The organism is Pedobacter superstes, assembly GCF_037622515.1.
In the GTDB taxonomy this organism is placed as follows: domain Bacteria; phylum Bacteroidota; class Bacteroidia; order Sphingobacteriales; family Sphingobacteriaceae; genus Paradesertivirga; species Paradesertivirga superstes.
Map to the genome: position 1 here is coordinate 176611 of NZ_JBBJCN010000003.1, position 21333 is coordinate 197943.

Annotated in this window: 10 protein-coding genes; 1 reads left to right on the forward strand and 9 read right to left on the reverse strand. The window is 40.2% G+C overall.

Going from position 1 to position 21333, the window contains the following annotated elements; all coding sequences use genetic code 11:
• Positions 1-16: 16 nt before the first annotated feature.
• The 9 genes from WG906_RS09625 to WG906_RS09665 all read right to left on the reverse strand — a co-directional run bounded on the left by WG906_RS09625 (position 17) and on the right by WG906_RS09665 (position 20609).
• Positions 17-3238: a SusC/RagA family TonB-linked outer membrane protein gene (locus WG906_RS09625; protein WP_339992376.1), complete on the reverse strand. Its 3222-nt coding sequence runs from the start codon at positions 3236-3238 to the stop codon at positions 17-19.
• Positions 3239-3254: 16 nt separating this feature from the next.
• On the reverse strand, positions 3255-4838 hold the full coding sequence (locus WG906_RS09630; protein ID WP_339992377.1) for a fasciclin domain-containing protein: 1584 nt from the start codon (positions 4836-4838) through the stop codon (positions 3255-3257).
• A gap of 76 nt (positions 4839-4914) precedes the next feature.
• Positions 4915-6732 (reverse strand): fasciclin domain-containing protein, encoded by a 1818-nt coding sequence (locus tag WG906_RS09635; protein ID WP_339992378.1) that lies wholly within the window; start codon positions 6730-6732, stop codon positions 4915-4917.
• Positions 6733-6750: 18 nt separating this feature from the next.
• A complete protein-coding gene (locus tag WG906_RS09640) occupies positions 6751-8250 on the reverse strand; it encodes a RagB/SusD family nutrient uptake outer membrane protein (protein ID WP_339992379.1) in 1500 nt (499 codons plus the stop codon).
• 17 nt (positions 8251-8267) lie between these two features.
• Entirely contained in the window at positions 8268-11534 is a 3267-nt protein-coding gene (locus WG906_RS09645) for a SusC/RagA family TonB-linked outer membrane protein (RefSeq protein ID WP_339992380.1), read from the reverse strand.
• Positions 11535-11543: 9 nt separating this feature from the next.
• Positions 11544-13769, reverse strand: a complete 2226-nt coding sequence (locus tag WG906_RS09650) for a fasciclin domain-containing protein (protein ID WP_339992381.1) — start codon at positions 13767-13769, stop codon at positions 11544-11546.
• A 695-nt stretch (positions 13770-14464) separates the two neighbouring features.
• Positions 14465-16624 (reverse strand): RagB/SusD family nutrient uptake outer membrane protein, encoded by a 2160-nt coding sequence (locus WG906_RS09655; RefSeq protein WP_339992382.1) that lies wholly within the window; start codon positions 16622-16624, stop codon positions 14465-14467.
• A gap of 21 nt (positions 16625-16645) precedes the next feature.
• Positions 16646-19987: a SusC/RagA family TonB-linked outer membrane protein gene (locus WG906_RS09660; protein WP_339992383.1), complete on the reverse strand. Its 3342-nt coding sequence runs from the start codon at positions 19985-19987 to the stop codon at positions 16646-16648.
• A 391-nt stretch (positions 19988-20378) separates the two neighbouring features.
• The gene (locus WG906_RS09665) at positions 20379-20609 is read right to left on the reverse strand and encodes a hypothetical protein (RefSeq protein ID WP_339992384.1); all 231 of its coding nucleotides are present in this window, start codon (positions 20607-20609) and stop codon (positions 20379-20381) included.
• 75 nt (positions 20610-20684) lie between these two features.
• Between WG906_RS09665 and WG906_RS09670 the strand changes: the two genes are divergently transcribed.
• Positions 20685-21275: a YceI family protein gene (locus WG906_RS09670; protein ID WP_339992385.1), complete on the forward strand. Its 591-nt coding sequence runs from the start codon at positions 20685-20687 to the stop codon at positions 21273-21275.
• Positions 21276-21333 lie beyond the last annotated feature (58 nt).

A 21333-nucleotide genomic window follows, 5' to 3' on the forward strand; every position in this document is an offset into this window, starting at 1 on the left:
TTTTATAACCTATAAATTATAATCCAATTCTAACACCAAGCTGTACAGTACGGAACTGAGGTTCAAGACCGGTATCAATACCCTGCGTAAACACACTATTGGTTGCGCTAAACTCGGGATCGTAACCTAAGTATTTTGTACTGGTAAATACATTATTTCCTATCAGGTATAATTTGGCATATTTTAAAGCTTTGGCATTAAATGGAACGTCATAGGATAAAGATATAGTCCTTAATCGTATGTACGAACCATCCTCAATCCAGCGATCAGAAAAACGGGAATTCTCATTAGGATCACCAAAGGTCGCCCGGGGCACATTGGTTACTTGCCCTTCGGCTCTCCATCGGTTCATAACCATAGGAGATTGATTTTGTGTACCGTTCATAGATTCCAAATCACGGCGAACAGCATTGTAAATATCGTTACCCTTAGAGAAGCTAAACATTGCATCGAACGAGAAGCGTTTCCATGAAAGGGTATTGGTATACATCCCTACAAAATCTGGGTTTGGATTTCCAATTACCTGTCTGTCGTCTTCATCAATAAAATTATCTCCATTGGTATCTACAAAACGAACATCACCAGCTTTAAAGGCTAATACAGTTCCGTCATTTCTTCTGCTGGCTAAATTAGCAGCAGTTGCTTCGGCACTTGTAGAATACACTCCATTGGTCTTATAACCATAAAACAGATTTCCTTCCAAACCCTTTTGAGTAAGAATAGTACCACCTGCGTAATTAGTTAACATTCGATCGCCCGGGATTTTGGTTATCTCTGTTTTATAGGTTGAAACATTCAGCCCCATATCCCATTTAATGGATTTGTTTAAAAGTCTTCCATTTAAACCCAATTCTACACCATTGGATTTCATACCGCTATTATTACTAAAGGCGAAGTCGAAACCAGTAATTGTATTAACAGGCTCCTGTACAAGCATATCATGAGTAGTATTATTGAACAGATCTGCGGTAAGATTTAGCCTTTCATTTAAGAAAGACGCATCCAAACCAATATTGAACTTTTCTATCGATTCCCATTTCAATGCGGTATTAGGAATATTTCCTCTTACAAGCCCCTGAGCTCCAAGAAAATTTTGGGTACGGTAGTACTGTTTAGCGGTATAATTTCCAATATCATCATTACCTACCAAACCATAACTTGCCCTTAACTTTAATAATTCTATAGCTTTATTATTGGCAAGGAAGTTCTCGGAAGAAATTAACCAGCCCGCAGAAACAGATGGCAAAACAGCAAAGCTGTTCGATCCTAGTTTTAAGCCGTCAGAAACATTTTTTCCGAAACGGGATGAACCATCCACCGCGAGATTGACATTGACAAAATACTTATTAAACAAATCGTAGCCTGCGTTAGCATACATATTTAACCAGCGCCAGCTTCCATTCTGACCGCTGATTTGTCTTAAAATGGCCTGTCCTTGTCCAACAGTAACATAATCATCTGTTGCCGAATTATAGCCCAAACCATAATCAGCTTCCATTTTATTATCATTAAATCTGAACCCTACATTTGTAGAAAGAGTGTGGGTATTATCAAAGGTTTTATCAAATGATAAACGTGTATCAGTAAAAATAGAATACAGACGCTCAACATTTGATCCTGAGCGGTTTCTGGCCACACCCTGGGAAAGAGTGTCAGACAAAAACCCTTTTTCAGGTATAAAAATATTCTCACGAACCTTACTATAGGTTATACCACCTAATACCTGCAGACGAAGCTGTTTAGTGAATTCATAATCAAACCCTACTGATCCCTGGAAACGATAGTTTTTATTTGTTCCCTGCATTGTCTCAACAGCTGCAGCAGGATTACTTCTATTGAAAATATCTACATCAGCATAATTGGGCGATTCCAAACCTAGCTCCGAAACTTCTCTTGCGGGAAGAAAAGGAGATTTGGTTAAACTAAGATAAATTGGATTTGTATTATTAGCCAGGCCCTGATCTTTTAATTCCTGCTCATTTGACACGAATGAAAGATTTGCATTTCCTTTTAACTTAGTTGTAAGGTTAAGGTTAGCATTAAAACGTGTTTGATAACGTTCAAGGCCGGTATTTCGAATAATACCTTTATTACTCTGGTAACCAACTGCCAGTCCGTATGTAGCAATATTATCCCCCCCCGTTACTTTCATGTAATAGGTTTGGTTATAGGTATTAGAGATTACTTTATCCTGCCAGTCGGTATCATAGTGATATCTAAAATAATTGGCGTTGGTCGCATCATCATTCATATATGGCTGCGCCTGAATAATGGCTTCTGATTGAGTAGCCGACACCCCGTTATCTGCGAGATAGCCTCCCAGAGCATCGGATAAATAGGTCCTGTAACTACCCGCTCCCATTACAGGGATACTAGACGGGCGTCCGTTGAACCCTCCAAAAGCTGCAAAATCTATTCGGGTAGCCTGTTCCCTTGCACGGGCCGTGGTAATTAAAATTACTCCATTAGCTGCCTTAACGCCATAGGTTGAAGCAGTGGCATCTTTTATAATCGTAATATTGTCAATATCCTTTAAGTCGATATTTGCTAATGGATTATCTACATGGCCTGAAATCAATGAAATTCCATAATCATTATTATCATACAAAATTCCATCCACCATTATAAGTGGCTGATTGGTAGTAAATAATGAGGTATAACCACGAAGAAATAAACTGGCGCCTATACCAGGGGTGCCTGATCGGCGGATAACATTTAAGCCGGGAAGCCTGCCCTGCATATAAGAGGCGGCATTTTCTGATGACCGTTGCCAGTTATCATTAACATCCAATGAATTTACAGCTCCGGTAACGCGACTGAATGGTACATCTCTGAAGGGTAAACGAGCCACATCATATACGGAAGTAAATGCATCTTCGTATAAACTCACCGAAACACTTGTCCGCCCTTTTAATGCAACTTCCTTAGTTTGAAAACCAAGTCCCGAAAGGATTAAAACGGCATCGTAATTAGGTACCGATACGATAAAGGTTCCCTTCTCATTTGTAATAGAAGCCGAATACCCTGATACACTTATGCTAATACCATCTAAAGGCTTGCCGGTTGATGCATCTGTAACGGTTCCCGTAGCTTTTTGTCTGCTGTCATTAACCCGGTTAACAGAATCCTGAACATTTGTTAATGTATCTTGTTGTCTGGCCTGTAAATTAAGGGCAGCTGTTACCAGTAGTAAGCCAGGCAGAATTATTTTATTTACTAATTTTTTAAATATGTGCATAATTCAGGTTATTAATTTATAGTACCGGTACCAGTTTAATGTAATCAAGTAGCAAGTCGTTAGTTCCATTGGCGGTTGTAGTATTACCCACGAGGAATACTCCAAGAGCTCCTGCAAGTCCCGACTTAAGATTGGAAGCATAATACTTTGATGGAGTATACTCTCCCAGGTAAACTTCATCATAGTTTGGACGAAACACCTGCTTGCCTCCTGCATCAAGCATCGGAGTACCGTTCGGATTTTTAGCCCGCACTACACCTGGCTCGGGTTGATAAGGAAAACCGGGTGTTACAACAAGAGGATTGTTAAAAGCCACCCGCAAAGGGAAGTGAACAATATCCGTAGCAGTAGCCGCTACTGTCAAATTGTAATCTCTTACGATGCGCCAGTACACTTTATACTTAACAGAATTTACGACAGAAGGCCGGTATCTTGCCCAATAGGTGCTTGTTGTATGGTTCTGTACTAAAAGCTGAGTATAAATACTACCGTCCGGGCTTCTCCTGGTTGGTCTTGAGTTCGTTTTTACCGACCTGAAATCTGTAGCGTTATTTATATTTTCCCCCTCAAGCTTAACAGGCTTTAATTTGGTGTAGTTATCAAAGGTTCCATTTCCGGTTAAATCGTAATTGATGCTGCTCATAACATAAACTACTCCATTACTCACCTGATGTGTTTCGACAATGGCGTTTTTATTTAGATGAAACCTTACGCTATCACGGAATGAATAGACATCAGCAGGTAAATTGTCAGGATTTAATACTCCCCTGAATGCAAGGTCCTTGATAACACTATACTTAGTCAGGCTATCTGTACTATCCTGGGTACCCAATTGATAGTAAGGCAAAAGCTTTGCTCTTTCAGCTTCAAAAGCAGCATCAGTTAAAATAACATACGTAAAGAGAGAATCCTCATTGCTGATATCGGCTGATTGAAGATATCTGTTAGCCTGAACAATACCGGTACCCTCTTTATAAATTGGGCTTCCGGTTTGAGGGTCAATACCAATTTGCTCTGCAAGAGCAAGATCTCTGAAAGTAAAATTTAAGGACTGAAGCTCCTGCTTCTGTTTAGTTGAAGTAGACATCAAATATTGCCACGCACTTACTTTTGGCGTAATTGCCGTGCTGATGGTATGCATTACACCATTACCAACATAGCGGTCTTTAAGTACCAGAGGCGAACCGTCTACACTTGAGGCGGTAAACGAAACGTTTTTGCCATTTAAAGTTTTAATACGTATAAAAGGTTCCAGAGCCTGTGTCGTTAAAAAAGACTGATTAGCGATGTGATTTCCCACAAACAACTTTAATTCTTCGGGAGTATCGAGAAGAGCAGGATCCACGGCCTGCAAAGCCTGATTGGTAGGCGCCCAAACGGTGAAAGTTTTAGACGATGCCAGAACTATATCATATCCTGTTTGAATAAGATATTCATTGAACTTACTTAAGTCAGGATCCTTATTGATCTGGGCTAACAAATTTTCCGACAATATCGGATCTCCAATTTCATTGTGCTCGTCCCATTTTTTATCACAGGAAGAGAACAGGAGTCCTGTAAAAAGCAAACACAGCAGTACAGTTCGTATTTGTAAATTCATTTTGTTAGTTTCTATGTTTATTTAAACTTTCCGGCTGGATTACCAGCCGGAAAGTTTTATTTGGTTAATTAAACAATTAATGTGTTCCCGGGTAATTAGTCCAGTCTTCTGTGCCATCCGGCATAAATCTTGGTAAGATCTGCGATTGGTAATCAACAGGGATAAACTGAATCATATCCAAATTATTCGTACTCTGAGTTCCCCGGATAGCCTGTATAACAACGGTATGAACATCCGTAGATTTAATGGTTACAACCCCAAGGCTTTTCGCCACCCAGGGACTATTCGATGTTTCACCATTGCTGGTAAATGTTGCTTTTAAAAAGGGAGCGGCAGCATTACCGTTGGAAGTGTAATACTTCCAGCCCAAAGACTCAAGCTCATTGGTAGATCCGGTCGGAGGTGGTTCTGCAAAGTAAAAAGATTTAATGGTCGGATCTCCGTCAATAACCAGCCTGGCTTCCGTTCCAATACTTGTTGGCCATCTACCAGATTGATTTTGCCTGCGATAACATACCCAAACATTATACCGGCCACGCACTATAAGCGGAGACTTCATTTGAATAAATTCCTGACGGGCATTACCAGACTGGTTACCTAAAAACAGATTAAGATAATCTTTAAACACGTAGCTAGCATCGTTATTGTATGTAACCCCATCGCCTGTTTTTGGCCACCACCAGTCTTTAATTGGCGAAGGGGCTGAGGCTGATGATTTCCTCCAGGTAAACGTTCCGCTTTTACGGAAAACAGATAAGAGAGCCCTGCTTTCAGGAAAGTCGGCAACATCCCAATACACAGGAAACGGTGAGCGAACTTTAATCATAAAATGCCCGGTGGTGGCAGCAGTACTTGCCGGCGCGTAAGGAGCAGTTAAATGCAAAACGCCGTTAGACGCAGACACATCGCTGGCATCACGATTAAGAGTAAAACCAGGCTCGTACGATCCGTTAAAATCAATGTCATTTATAACTACTTGCTGATTAACCAGTTTTGAGGAAATAACTTCAGGGTTTGCCAGCGTAATATGCCCCTGAGCTGACACGATATCCGCCAGATACTTTGCGTTATAAAGAATATGATAAGCCATAAACGCATGCATTCCGTTCAAATGACTTTTCATATCCGCTACTCCTGTATTATACTTTGCCTTTAGTGCTGCATAAGAGTTGAAACCCGCAGCCGCAAGAACCTGGTCGGATTCGACTAATACAGTTAAAAATTTCTGTGCAGGGTCTGTATTATTAACAGGTAATATATTTAAGGTATCGTAAAGACCTGTTTCTTTAAGTGCTTGTGTAAATATCGAAAAATTAGGATTCGCTTCAATAGATTGAGCAAGCGTTAACTTTGCCGGTGTTAATACATAATCAATAACATGCACATAACCATTACCAAGACGAATATTAGATTCCTCCAAATTTGCCTGTCTGTTAATCGTAATCTGAGTCGAACCTCCCACATTACTTGCACCTGTTACTAAATATTGTCCGAACATAGTAAGCGCAGGCAGCTTACCGTCACCAAAATCTGTGGTAGCTACGGTGTCTTCAATTAAATGAAACCGAACGATATTCTTAAGTTCCTGCAAATCCACCTGGTCAACAGAGGTTTTACCATTATCTTCCAGGAATTTTTTTACCCCTTCATTAGTTGGTAAAAACATAGTGTAATTACCATACGCCTGAAGGTATCCGGCATTTCCGGTCAGGTCCAGAATTTTTCGGAACTCTGAGAACTGATCAGGATTTTTGTCTAAATAACCGGTAATGTTTACCTGATTACTTACAACAGAAATAATAGGCTCCTTTTTGCAACCTGTCAGGCCAACCAGCAATAATGCCAACAGCATTATGGGTGCCTTAATCCATTTATGTGCGAGAATATTTTCCATATCTGTGATTACTTAATTTTATTTATAGAAAGCGTTTTGTTCCAAAAGTTTATCAGCCTGCAATTCAGAAAAGGCTATAGGAAGGTAATGGCTCCTTACATCCCTATATTTTGTAATCATTGACTGCTGAATATCAGATGGAGCTATTGTCGCAATCATATTCGTGATCAGATCCAAACGTGCATAATCATTGCGTTTAGCATGGCGAAGTAAATCGAACCACCTTTTTCCTTCAAACGCAAATTCACGCGCTCTTTCAGCAAGGATATAATCCGATAATTCCTCAGGTGAAGCAATATCAGGCGACTGCTCTGTTACAGGCAATGCATTTGCTCTGTCTCTTATCACATTGATCAGATCCAAAGATTCCTGTCCTCTGGATAACCATGCCAGAGCTTCTGCTTTTAACAACAGTATGTCTGCATAGCGATATAAAAACCAATGCCTGTTAGAACTATTTGCAGTAACAGTATTGTTGATATTGTTGGTACCAATATGTTTCCAGATAAACTTATCATTTACTCTGAAGGATGCTCCATCACCTCTAACATCTTTAACATTCATTGGGTCAACGGCATCTGTTCCATACAACTCATCCGTTACCAATGCGCTGGCTACAAAACGCGGCACATTGGCAAATGTATTGTACCATGGATTAAGAGCTTGATTGTCGAACTGAATTTCAAAAATACTTTCGGCCGAGTTACCCTGCACAAATACCGTATTAAACCATCCTGCGTTACCTCCTTCAATCAAACCAAAGCGTCCTGAGTTAATTACTTTATCACATGCAGCTACACATTCTTCATATTTATCCATCCATAAATAAACATCCGCCTGTATAGCATAAACAGCATAAGTGGTTATACGTCCTTTGTCCATCGGCTCATTAAGCCGGGTACCATAAGTGGTTACCGCATTTACAGCAGCAAAGTCAAGATCAGAAACGATCTGGTTAAAAACCTCCTCCTTAGAACTTTTAGCTAATTGCTCTATGTTAGAATCGCTGGAGCTGGCCTTTAACTGCAGTGGCACCTCGCCCCATACTCTTAATAAATAGAAATACATCAAACCTCGCAGGGCTCTGGCTTCGGCCAGGTAACCATTTAACTGCTGCTGGGTTAAAGTCGGATCGGAAGCAAGAACCTGAGGACCGAATTCAATTACTGTGTTACAATAATTAATAGTGGTATACAAGGAGCTCCAGTTGACAAGCGCACTTGTCGGCAAAATTTCAGCTGTGGTATAATTAACATCCTCAGGCCGCTGACCTGCGGAAGGATTGAGCACAACCATATCGGCCCTCAGCTCTCCCCATATAAACATATTTGTTACCAGAGTTGGATTGAGCAGGGATGTATAACAGCCTATTACTGCTGATTGTAATTGTTCTTTCGTTGTCCAGAAGTCTTCTCTTACAATACCATCCTGAGGTTTTAATTCTAACCATTTATTACATGATGTGGATGAGAGAACCAGCATCACCAAAAGAATTTTATATTTTATATTCTTAATCATCTGTGATATTTTAATTATTAAAAACCTACTGTTAAGCCCAATACAAGATTTCTTGTTGGAGGAGTCATCGCATCATCCACAACAAAACTGAAAGGATTATTTGGCCCTCTCGAAGACACATCAGGATCTACTCCTTTATATTTTGTTAAGGTGAACAAATTCTCTCCGGTAATAAACAAATACCCGCTCTTAACTTTCAGCTTGCTGGCCAGACCCTTGTTTAAAGTATATCGTCCTGTTAAAGATCTTAACCTTACAAAAGAAGCATCCGATACATACCTGTCAGATCCAAGCCAGTTATAGCCAGAGGCGTAAAGAGCACGGGGAACATCAGTTACATCACCCGGATTCCTCCATCTCTTTAAAACTATGGTACTTTGATTGTTATAATTGTACATATTGGTGGTATTCATTAATGTCGTATTAATCAACTCATACCCCAGTTTATAACTAAAAAATGCCTGGAGCATGATGTTACCTTTAAAAGTAATTCTCGGCCCGAAACCTCCGGTAACTTTAGCATTTCCATTGCCCAGGTAAACAATATCATCTTCATTAATATTTCCGTCTTTATTGATATCCTCATACATGGCATCACCCGGCTGGAAAGTATAGTCGACCACAGGGAAATTATAACGCATGTTGATAATCTGACCATTCGGCCCTATAATCTGATTTCCATTGGCATCAAGAGCGATGGTTGCGTCCTGATCGGTATATACACCTTTGTATTTAAAGCCATAAAAAGACCCGAACGGATTACCCGGTTGCAGGTAAGATCTGTAAACCCCGTTTCCAATAACTCTTCCATCATTACGTGGATAGTATTCAGATACCTTATTAATAATGTTAAGATTCTGAGCGATGTTAAAATCAAAACCCAGAACAAGGTTTTTTGAACGATAAGGAATGGTATTTAAACTAACTTCAAAACCCTTATTGGTCATGGTGCCAACATTCACAGAAAGGCTGTTATAGCCTGTATAATTAGGGATCCGAAGATTATCAAAGAAAAGGTCTGTAATTTTATTATGATAAAAGTCAAGGTCAACCTTAAACCTGCTTTTAAAGGTCCATAGGTTAAATCCTAAATTCAATCCGTTAGTGGTTTGCCACTTTAAATTATCCAATCCGATATTTCCTGGAACAACGCCGGACATTCCCATATAGGAAAGCGAGGTAGGATTATACGTATTGTAGAATGAATAATCTCTGCCGGGGCGACCACCACTTTGACCAAAACTAGCTCTGATACTTAAATCATCTAACCATGAAGAAGTATTTTTCATGAATGGTTCACCAGAAACTCTCCATCGTGTGGAGATAAAAGGAAATACGCCGTATTTGTTATTATTACCGAAACGTGAACTTCCGTCAAGCCTGGCCCCAACATCAATAAGGTAGCGATCAAATAAAGAAATCTTATGCGATGTAGCTACGCCAACGCTTCGTGTTCTAAAAAGAGAGGCGCTTAAATTCAGGTCTCCATTCTGGGTACGAGCAGGGTTGGATGGATCCTGCAGGAATGAAGAAGCCGTATTAGATGTAGTAATATTCTGGCCAAAACCCTGACTGTCGTCCGTTTGAAAACTTAACAAGGATGTTAATGTCGTATTCTCCCCTAATTTTGGAGTAAAAATAAAATTCAGTTTGGTACCAACACCGAATGCATCCCCGTCATTATCAGAAGCCCTGTTCACCACAGTTTCTGTCGCCGGCCTACCTGTTGCAACCTGAGGTAAAAAGGTTTTCGATTTGGTATTATTAATGTCAAATTGTAAATCAAAAGTAGAAATTAACAGTTCGGGAAGGATATCATACCTTAAATTGAAATGCGGAATTATTCTCTCACCCAAAAGCCTGCTGCTTGCTTCCTGAGCCATAGCAAGAGGATTATATGTTGATCCATATTGTCCCTGAATGTTAAAAGCCGGCGAGAAATAATTAGGTGTTTCATTACCAAATTCATCGTACTGATAAATAGCCATATTAGGCATTTTGGCATAGGCTATATTTCTTACACCGCTGGTATAAAGCGCTGTGTTATCAATATGGGTATAAGTAAAGTCAGACTGGAAACGGATACGATTGGACACCGAATAATCAAGATTAACTTTTGCTGTGATCCGGTTAACATCCGTTCCCATAGTAGTACCTTTGTTATTTAAATATCCTACCGAAGCATAATAACGGGCTTTCTCACCACCACCTGACATCGAAAGGTTGTGATTGTGCTGAAAACCCTGACGAGTAATAGAACCAACCCAATCACTATTGTTGCCATAATTATAAAATGAGAATGGCATTAATGGATCGTATAAAAACTCCTGGTTGGCGCTTATATTTAGTGGGAGTCTGTTCATATTGTTAACAGCCTCAGGAATCAAATTCGAGTATTGATCGCCGGATAACAATGGTATGTTTTCTGGTTGTTTTGAAAATGTTCCGGTAACGTTATAAGACAGGCTTGGTTTACTTACCAATCCACGTTTGGTATTAATCACCAATACACCATTCTGAGCTCTTGAACCCCAAATTGCAGTAGCAGCGGCATCCTTTAAAACTGTAATATCTTTGATATCCGAAGGAGATATATTTAATAATTGAGCATAGCCCTGTTCATCGGCAGATCCAAAATTAAAGTCATCCGGAATCTGAGTTTCGTAAGGCATACCATCCAAAACAATAAGAGGCTCTGCAGAACCATTTATAGAGGATGTACCCCGTATACGAATAGACATCCCTGCACCCGGGTCACCCGAAGTTGCTCCGAAATCCACACCTGGCATTCTCCCCTGTAAAGCCTGATCAATTGAAGCAGCAGAAAGCTCTTTCAAATCATCTGCATTTACTGTTGAAGTAGCAACAGTAGAATTACGGGCCTCTACATTTAAACCTGAACCGTTACTAATTGTACGCTGCCCCTGTATAACAACATCCTCCAAAACACTGGATGAGGAAACCATTTGGAAATTTATTGTGGTTCTTCCGTTAATAGCCTGCACGATACTTCTGTAGCCCAGATAAGAAACCTGGATTGAGTTGGCTGGATTTGATACCGGTAAGGCATAATTTCCATCAATATCTGTAACCACACCTCTGATAGTCCTTTTATCTTTATCCAGCTCAACAACTGATGCGCCAATAACACCCAGCTTGTCTTTTGAGTCGATAACCTTGCCCCTTACAGTAATCTTCGCTGTGCTTTGAGCAAAAAGGGTATCACTGAAAAGAAGACTTACCGTAATAAAAAAACAACTTATATATATATATGTATTTTTCATACCCGTTTATTAAAAATTTAAGACCTTGTCGATTGAATGTATAAGTGCCCTGTTACTTAGATTATTACTATAGGCAACAATTGGTTTAGCAATAACCGGAGTAGCCGTATCATCTAATAATTCCATTGTTGCGGGATCAGGATTTACATTACCATTGTATCTTACGGTAAGAATTCTTGAATCACCCACAGCAGTCTTTAATAATGTTGGATAACTTCCTGGTTTTTTACCATCGACCGCTACAGTAGCTTTGCTGATTACCGAATACTGTATGAATTTTTCAACCGCAAGTTTTTGCGCAGGCGTAAAAGTAGCGTAGGCGAAATTTGGCACTCCTGTTAAAATATTTCCAGGAAGCTTTCCTGCTCTTACCGCATCAGATATTGCAGCATTTGACGGAATAAACATCGTATGAAATGAACCCTTTTCTACGCCGGTAATAACTTTATCGGCATTAGACCATAAAGGCGAAGTGATCAGATAATTATAAAAATGAGAATAATGGCTCCTGAGTGTTAAATCTGTTGAGGTTGCCAGCTTCTCAAGGCTGTATCCAGGCGTTATATCGTCTTCAGCAAATTTTAAAGACCCTGTGGTTGTGTAGGCCCGGCCATTAAAGGATAGTTTAGTACCTGTAACGGTAACAAATGTATTGTCAACAACATTTCCACTTGCATATACCTTGTTGTTTACAAACTTAACGTACTCCCCATTAAAAGTTTCTGCAATACCTGTACCTGATAAATTATCAAACTCCCCAAATGGTGTACTTAACACAGAAGTCTGAGTAAATCTGTTTACCCGACCTATTGCGACCGTAGTATAATCTGTACCAACTCCAGGTTTGGTATATCCCCATAAATTGGTTGTTTGGTTAAAGTTATAACCTGCATTTCCCATCTCAGTATCAGAAATCAGGAACATGGTATATTTAATATTTGGAGATGTAATAGCTGATCGCAGATCTGATTGATTAATTGCCCTGGTCATTAGCAAATACTCAGGATTTAAATAGGCATGACGGTAAATAGTTCTGAATACATTCGCTTCCTGAACTTTATTTATGCCATAAAAGTTACCATTACTTAAAACAGTTCTATCGATTACGTTCCCGGGAAGAAAGGTAGCCGGCTCTTGCTGAGAATTTAAATTATCATCGATCAAAGAAGGCCAAACAGTGGTTGTCCACATATGTGAATTCAGGAAATCAAGCAATACTGAAGGTGGAGCCGCCTGAAAGGTTCCATAATACTGCAATAGATCGGCTGTGTATGCCTTTAATACATCATTGGTCGGAACAGCGATGGACCAGGCCGATGCCTGACCATCAGTGGTGGTTAATGCCCGATAACCCTCATTGCTGGGAGAAAAAGCTAAAGCCCCGTTGTATGTTCTTAAATAAACAGAGTCTAAGCTACCTGTAAGTGCCCGATACCGTTTTGTAAAATCTGCATTGGGCAGATACTGCACCTGAAGATCAAGAAGTTTTTTAAATTCGCTATACTCAGACTTTAAAGCAATGTATTGACTGATATTTGGGATCGGAAGGATTACTTTATCTATCTCATGAATTACTCCGTTTTCTGCCGGGATATCCGCTGTCACAACTTTCGCATCAGCAACCATAAAACCGGTTAGAGTTTTATCAGGATAGAATGCTGTATAGTCGCTGAAAGGAATACTGTTATAGGTAAAATAAGAATCAATAAAATAAGGGATGTGCTTGTTATTATTTTCATTAGCCACATACTGAGTTCCATTACGGCTATTGTCTACAACCTTTCTATTGTTTTCAGTGTAAACAAAATCATAATATGCAGTTTTTCTTCTATAGGCAGAATTTGAATCCGGCCCAGCAGAAGTCTGATAAAAACTTAACTGATCTTTTCTGTATGGATTATAAACCAATGAATAAGTCGCAATTTTACGCGCTGTTTCATTATCAATAGCATCTATACCCGCTAGTCCTTTTTCCTGGAAATACTTCGCAAATGCTTCATCGTTAGCGGCAAAAAGTGTCCATGAACCGGCTTTCCCTAGAATTTCTTTATAACCAGATCTATCAATTAACGATAAAAGGTTTGTAAAATTCCCCTTCGCTTGAAGCTGCTGATAAATAGGGGGAGCCAGATCAGCAGGCCTTCCGTAATAATCGTCCCATCCTTTTTTCTGGCAGGCAGAAAATAACAGGGCTAAAGATAAAAAGCACAATAGGCCATTTATAGTTCTCTTCATATAAATTTTATTGATATGTAAAAAGTATTTGATTTATTGGGATCTAAATTTCTTCACTAAACAAGAACTGAATAACAAAGAGATTTGAAGTAAAGGTTCTGCCATAACATGCTATTAAGAGGTTAAAAAATTGGTTAAGATATAGGCTGGCTTAGGACCAACCATTTTTATAATAATGCAAGTTAAATGTTAAAAACTCAGTCGGCAACCTGTAGTGTCCTGTTGTATGAAAGTTGTGTCCGACTTTCCTCTGTTAGCAGGGAAATAATACAGAATGAAATTCTTAAACATGTAATATTCATAATTTATCGTTCAGAAAAATAAAAATTCGATCAATATTCAGCGTACATCCATCGATGGTGAATAATCTTTTGATCTGCATTGTATTTAAAATTTTACATTCATTAATTATCATACGCAGAGCTTAATATATCGGGTAAATAATTGGTTATCGGGCTAATTTATGGAGAGGAACGGGGGCGGGCAACCTGTGGTGTCCTGCTCTAAGAAATAGAGTATCAGGGGGAAAGGGGTATTAATCGCGCAATTTTCCTGAAATAGCAAATTCGCGAAAACTCTATTGAAGATATTTCAACAAATCATTCATTAGACTGATAAAAAAGCAAATATGAAATTCCTTTCTTTTCTAAATAAAAAAGCACCAGCCGCTGATTTCGGGCGGCTGGCGTAAATAATTAATAACCAGGATTCTGGTAGGCTGCTCTTGCAGAGGCATCTAGCGGATTACCATTAGCATCTGTTAACTGCACAAGATACGCGTTGGGCCATGCTCTGAAGGTGTAATGCTTTCGCATCTGCCCTTTCCCGTTTCCATTCTGGCCATTTCCACTTTGTGTATTAAAGGCGACGGGCCACAATCCGGTCAAAGGCGATGCCATTTGATTTAAGTATATGACGCGGTCATATAAAATCCCTGCATTATGTAAATCTTCCCATGCTAAACCTTCTGACAGAAACTCCCGAGCTTTTTCATTATAAATAAAATGAATAAACATCTCCGGCTTCGATGCAACAGTAGGGATATATCCCTCTGCTATGGCCTGGGGTGTACCTGGTGTAAAGTGATTTTCCGATACCTGAATTGCGGGATAAGCTCCAGCACCTGCAGAATAGGGCGCTTGTCTTTCCGCAGCTGCCAAGGTTGCCGCCCTGGGCTCAAATTCCACAAGAACCCTGGGGCGGGCCTCGCCCGACTTGTAAGCTGCTCTCAGGCGCAAAACATTAATATCACTTACTGCCAGTGCGTACTGAGCTTTCCGACCGTAGGCTTCTGCACGAATTAAGTATGTTTCGGCCAAACGCATTAAAATAATATCGCGGGTGCCGCTTTCACTGTTAAAATTGGCTTCATCCGAACTGCCTCCCCTCAAAGGATCTATATATTTCTTAGAGGATAGGTATGGTGCTGTTCTGCCTGTTGCGAGCCCCATAGAAGACTGGTCTATAAAGAGCCTGTAATAAAATCGACCGGTGGTAGCAGATCTTATCCAGCGAACCATGAATTGAAATGGCATACTCATCACCATAGCAGAATCCAGCGCTTCATTTCTTTGATTTTCCAGGTAAATAAGAGCCCGTTGTCCGGTTAATATTCTCTTGCTGCCCGCCGTCACTGCCGGCTCTCCGGCTGGCTTATTTGCATTCCACCAGGCTGCCGCGGCGGCACTCCAGGTATAGGATGAACTGGTAGCAAGAGGCATATTACTGATATATTCGTATTGGAAGGTTTTATAATAGCGCGAGTCGTTTACTTTATCTCTAAAATTATCGTATCCCCAATCGGTAGGTTTATATGTACCAAACGGCCGGCCGTACGCCATAGACCGGGCAACTCCAGTTTGAAATGTGTAATCGCCGATATGATAATTTATTGAGCGATTTTGAAAACGCCCGTTTAAGGTAGTGTTTACATCAAACTGTGCCGACCATAGAACTTCTTTATGCGGATTTGTTTCTGAAACCCGGGGATCAAACAGGGTCCAGTAATCCGGCGCAAGACCAGCCACACCGCCCATTGCGTTGATAACAGCAGTAGATATACTGATTACTGAATCGAGGTCTGTAGCTACGTTTCCTTTATATAGCATTTTAAGATGCACTTCGGCGTTATTTTGAAATCCCGCGGCTTGCGCACGATTAAGGTATAGTTTAGAAAGGAAATGTCCGGCGGCCCATTTTGAAGCACGGCCCTGATCGGTTGTTCCGGGCAGATTATCGTATGCATACCGCATGTCAGCAATTATCTGTCTGTATATATCTTCAAGTTTCGATTTCGGATAAAAATAAACACCCTGATCTGCCCTTGTCGGGGTTAATAATAAGGGCACATCTCCCAATTGATTGGAAATTAAATAATAGGCCCAGGATCTTAAAAACAAAATTTCTGCCCTTCGCGCCTTTCTGAAATTCTCATCAGTACCAAATCTGCCCGGCCGGATATTATCTATAACGTCCAGAGCAATGTTACAATTATTAATATGCGGATACGCTCCCATTGGAGCAAAACCTGCGTTTGCACTGCCTATGTAATTATTTACATTCGGCGCGATTCCTGTAATATCAGAGCCGTACTGCTCCGGACTCATTGTTGCAAAACCCAGGGCGGTATGCATGTAGGCATCTGTTTCCGGTTCTATTAGTTTGGTTCCATTTCCGTCCCATTCATGCTTCACCCGTGCATAAACATACAGGCCGTTAATAAGTGAATTCAGCCCGCTTTCGTCCTCGAAATATTCCTGTGTTAAACTTGCAACCTGCTCCTCTTCCAGGAAATCTTTGCAAGAACCTAGGCTAATCACAATCATTACAGTCAAAATTGAAATATATCTTTTCATAACGATCTTTTTAAATAAGTTTTACAAACCCGCGCGTATCCCAAATACAAAACTTTGAGGCTGAATTGTATTATTATTCGTACCGCCTAAAGGCCCCCCATTACCAGAAATCCTTTCCCAATTAGTTTCATCATCAGGATTTATTCCCCATTTAACTAAATCTCCCCCAAAAAGGAAAGGGTTTAGCATCTGAACATTTAGCTGAACGTTTTTTAAGGAATATTTTTCAATCAGCTTTGACGGAATATCGTAGGTAAGAGAAATATTCCTGACCGCTACAAAAGAACCGCGGTTATATTGCATTGCTTGTGAAAAGTTGCTCACTGTAGCCCCCATAACCGGCATTGGCCAGCGCCCGCCCGGATTGGTCCATGACCACATATCATTCTCTACACGTCCATTAGGAAAAGTACCACCATAAGAGTTAGGGTAGCCACCAAAATAAGTCTGTCCGATACGTGCGTAAACAAATGAGCTTAAACTAAAATTCTTATAGGTGAATGTGTTAGTTACACCAGCCGTCCACTTCGGCCGGGCAGAACCTCTGATGACCATATCATTACCATCGATTCTATAATCTCCGTTCTGATCTATTATTCTAACTGTTCCGGGATAAAAATTAAGGCCGGCGGTAGTTTTAAATTTGGCCATCTCGGCAAGGTCTTCCGGAGTGTTTTGCCAAAGACCATTATAGTTGTAGTAATAAAACGCCTGCAAAGGCTGCCCTATGAACCAATTATTTGCAAGCATATCTTCCTTACCATTAATCAGCTCAACTATTTCCTCCTTATTCGTTGTGAAATTAAGATCGGTACTCCAGCTAAAATTGCTCTTTTTGATATTATCAGATGAAAGTGTTATTTCTAAACCCCTGTTTCTTGTTTTGCCGATATTTTCAAATTTGGTAACATATCCCGTAGTTGCAATCAAGGTTCTTGGCATAATTATATCAGATGTCCTGGAATCATATACTTCGACAGCTCCGGATAAGCGCCTGTCAAGAACATTGAAGTCGAGCCCTAGATTCCACTGCCCGGTTTTCTCCCATGCTAAGTCCCGGTTCTGTATCAATTGCGGCAAATAGCCAACTGCAGGAGAATTACCGAATATATAGGGGTTTCTGCTTAACGGACCTGTAGTAGTATAGGGATCCACTGAAGAATTACCGGTTACGCCATATCCCAGGCGAGGTTTCAGCTCATTTAGCCAATCAACTCCATCTAAGAATTTCTCTTCATGCATTTTCCATGCTAATGCGAATGAAGGAAAAAAGTCCCATTTGTGCTCAGGGGCAAGTACGGATGCCCCGTCAAATCGACCGGAAGCAGTAAGCAAATACTTATTCATCAAAGAATAATTTGCTCTGACCATGTATGAAGACAAGGTATTTTCTGTAAAACTTGAACCGTAGCTACTGGGCACGCCGTTTGAATTAGAAGCAAGATCATACCACATACTTAGCGGGATAGTTGTACCGGTCACGCTTGCGGCAACATTCTCTCTTCTGGACTTTTGAGAAGATTGCAATAGGGTGAGTCCCAGTACATGATCGCTTCCGAATGTTTTATCGAAATAGAGAAGATTTTCTGCTACCCACGAAAAGTTCTCATCTCTGTTATATCCCGCGGTATTTGGCCTGTTAGTCAAGTGATTTGTGGCTTCCGGGCCAGTCCATGCTCCTATTCTGAATGTACGGAACTGTGTTCCAAAATTCAGGCGGTATCTTAACCAGGGAGCAAACTTCACATCAGAAAACACATTGGCCATAGCCGATGCCGAACGTCTCTCGTTTACTGACTGGTCTATATCGATAATTGGGTTCCACAAATTAAGGTTCCCTCCGGGATTTCTGATCCAGCCGCCGCTTTCATTTGTTGGAAGCGCATAGGGAAATTGATCTAAAGCCCTTGAATATAAATCTTTAGAACCTGTATTGCTGGTATTAGGACCAAAGATCCCGTAATTTTGATTCGAGAAAGATCCCATTATAGAAGTTCCCAGCGTCAACCATTTAGTGGCAGTGATATCGCCGTTCAGATTTATATTATACCGGTTAAAATCCTGATCTTTTTGAACACCGGTGACATTATTGTAGCCAAGAGAGAGGTATAAACGGGAAATATCTGACCCTGCGCTGAGCGCTATTTGATGATTTTGGTTTATGCCCTGACGGGAAACATCATTAGTCCAGTCGTAGGACCTGATATTGTTTGAGTTATAAACCGGAACCTGAGCGGGCCATCCCATGGCCTGTTCTTGAGCAGTTGTTGGACGAGTTTTTACGGTTACCCCAAAATCATCCCACTCATATCCCATCCATACAGAATTTCGTGCCACAAGATCAGATCCCAGCCCCATTCTCCTGACATCTTCAAAAGGATCAGGATACCAGACAACGGCGGGTTTCGATAAGTCTGCGTTATTGATCGTAGTAGGAATATTTCCATACTGACGGCCATTAATTAGTGATTCCCGCCAGCGGTCTATATATTCTCCGCCATTCATCCAATCGGTTAAAGAGTTATACCAGTCCAGCGCAACCGTACTGCTATAGTTTATGGCAACTTTTCCTTTCGATCCCTTTTTTGTTGTAATAAGGATCACCCCATTGGCTCCGCGTGACCCATAAATGGCGGTAGCTGAAGCATCCTTTAAAATTTCCATTGATGAAATATCATTCGGATTGATATCATTGATAGAAAAGGAAGTCACTCCCAAAGCGGATACAATCGGAATACCATCAACTACATATAAAGGATCATTCGACGCTCCTAACGATCTGTTACCTCGAATGCTTACACTCGGCGTTTCACCGGGCTTTAAATTGGTCGTAACGTTTACTCCGGCCGCTTTACCTTGTACTGCCTGCAACACATTGGTGACCGGCCGTTCCTGAATCGTTTCCGCTGAAACACTTGTTAAGGCACCCGTAACATCACTCTTTCTCTGAGTACCATAACCAACAACAACAACCTCTTCAAGAGCCTGGGTATCGTCAGTTAACTGGACGTTAATTGTTGTCCGGCCGTTAACAGCAACTTCCTGAGTCACGAAACCGATATAAGAAAATACAAGCACCGGATTGGTGGCATCATCAGGAACCACAATGACATAATTCCCTGAAACGTCTGTTGCCACTCCGGCCGTACTCCCTTTCAACTTCACACTAACACCGATAAGCCCTTCACCGGCAGCATCAGTAACCTTTCCTGAAACACGTATACGCAATTTTTCCGCAGAGATGGTACTGGCATTATTTCCCCCGAAAGCAACTCCCGTTAATATTATAGCTAGCACCAGCTGACTTAATGTTATCCTTAAAACTCTCTCTAACTCGTTAGAGATTTGTAGATAGAATTTCATACATTTATTTGTTTTATATCTAAAAATGAGACAATAAAAACCTGGCCGTGGTTAGGGAGTGCGGGCGGCACTTCCTGAATTTTCAATAATCTTTCTCTCGTTTCCTTTTTTCATCCTGTTACTTTTTTATGTTTAATTTATTATGAGGCTTGAGTTTTCGGTATTTTAAGATCGAAAACCAAATAACATTATACATTTTATGCTTAATCACTTAGTTAATAGTCGAAAATATACATTGGTTAAAACTGGTCTTCAAAGCACATCTACAAACCCGCGATTTTCACTATAACATCCTTATTTTCAAAGTGTTTAAACATTTTTTTTAAAAATTAAAGGACGATAATTCCATGAATTTACGTGAAGCTTTTTGCCTGTTATCGCATTTTTTATCTCATCTCACCCGGGCAAGTACGACTGAATTTTTTTTTGAAAACACACCTGATGTAAACCTGTCTGAAGCCGGCATTTCTGCTTCTTTAAAAATGAGAAATGGGATCAGGATCAACTCCCATATTAAAAGGCAATAGTTAACAAGGAAGACCCATGACTCTGCCGATTCCTGGATGCTAAAACCAAAGCTTTCGGGGCGGAGTACCGGCGAGCAGGAAAATTTTTTGCTCATTTGTAACAATATTCTTGCGATTCAGGTGTTTAGACATTTAACAAATGCATTAGCTTTGTACATCTAATAAAATCTATGACATTTAAAATTCTATCAATTTCAACAGTAATTTTAGCCTTTCTGGCATTTAAACCTGTTGCCACGGAAACTTTCAAGGTCGATACCAAAGCCTCTTCAATAGAATGGGTAGCCGGGAAAATCGGCGGAAGCCATAGCGGAACAATTCAGTTAGCCTCAGGAAGCCTGGCATTTGAAGGCAAGAGCCTAAAAAGCGGAAACTTTGGAATTGATATGACAAGTATTGTAATAACTGATTTAAAAGGAAATTCCAACCAGAATTTGTTAAATCATTTAAAAGGGGATGATTTCTTTTCAGTAGCAAAAAATCCTGCTTCTTCGTTTCAAATCACCAAAGTAACTTCTGCCGGAACAGACAGGGTAAATATTACAGGCAATTTGATTATAAAAGGAATCTCGAATGAAATAACTTTTCCTGCAACAGTTAAAAGAGCAAACAAAACTGTTGTTGCAGTAGCTAAAGGTGTAAAAGTTGATCGTACAAAATATGATATAAAATACCGCTCTAAAAACTTCTTTAGCGACATAGGTGATAAGGCTATAGATGATGAATTTGAGCTTTCGATTAATCTTGTAGCAAAGAAATAAAGAATTTGATTTTGGTTAATTTTGGTTAAATCCGGAGCTTTACTCCGGATTTTTTTTG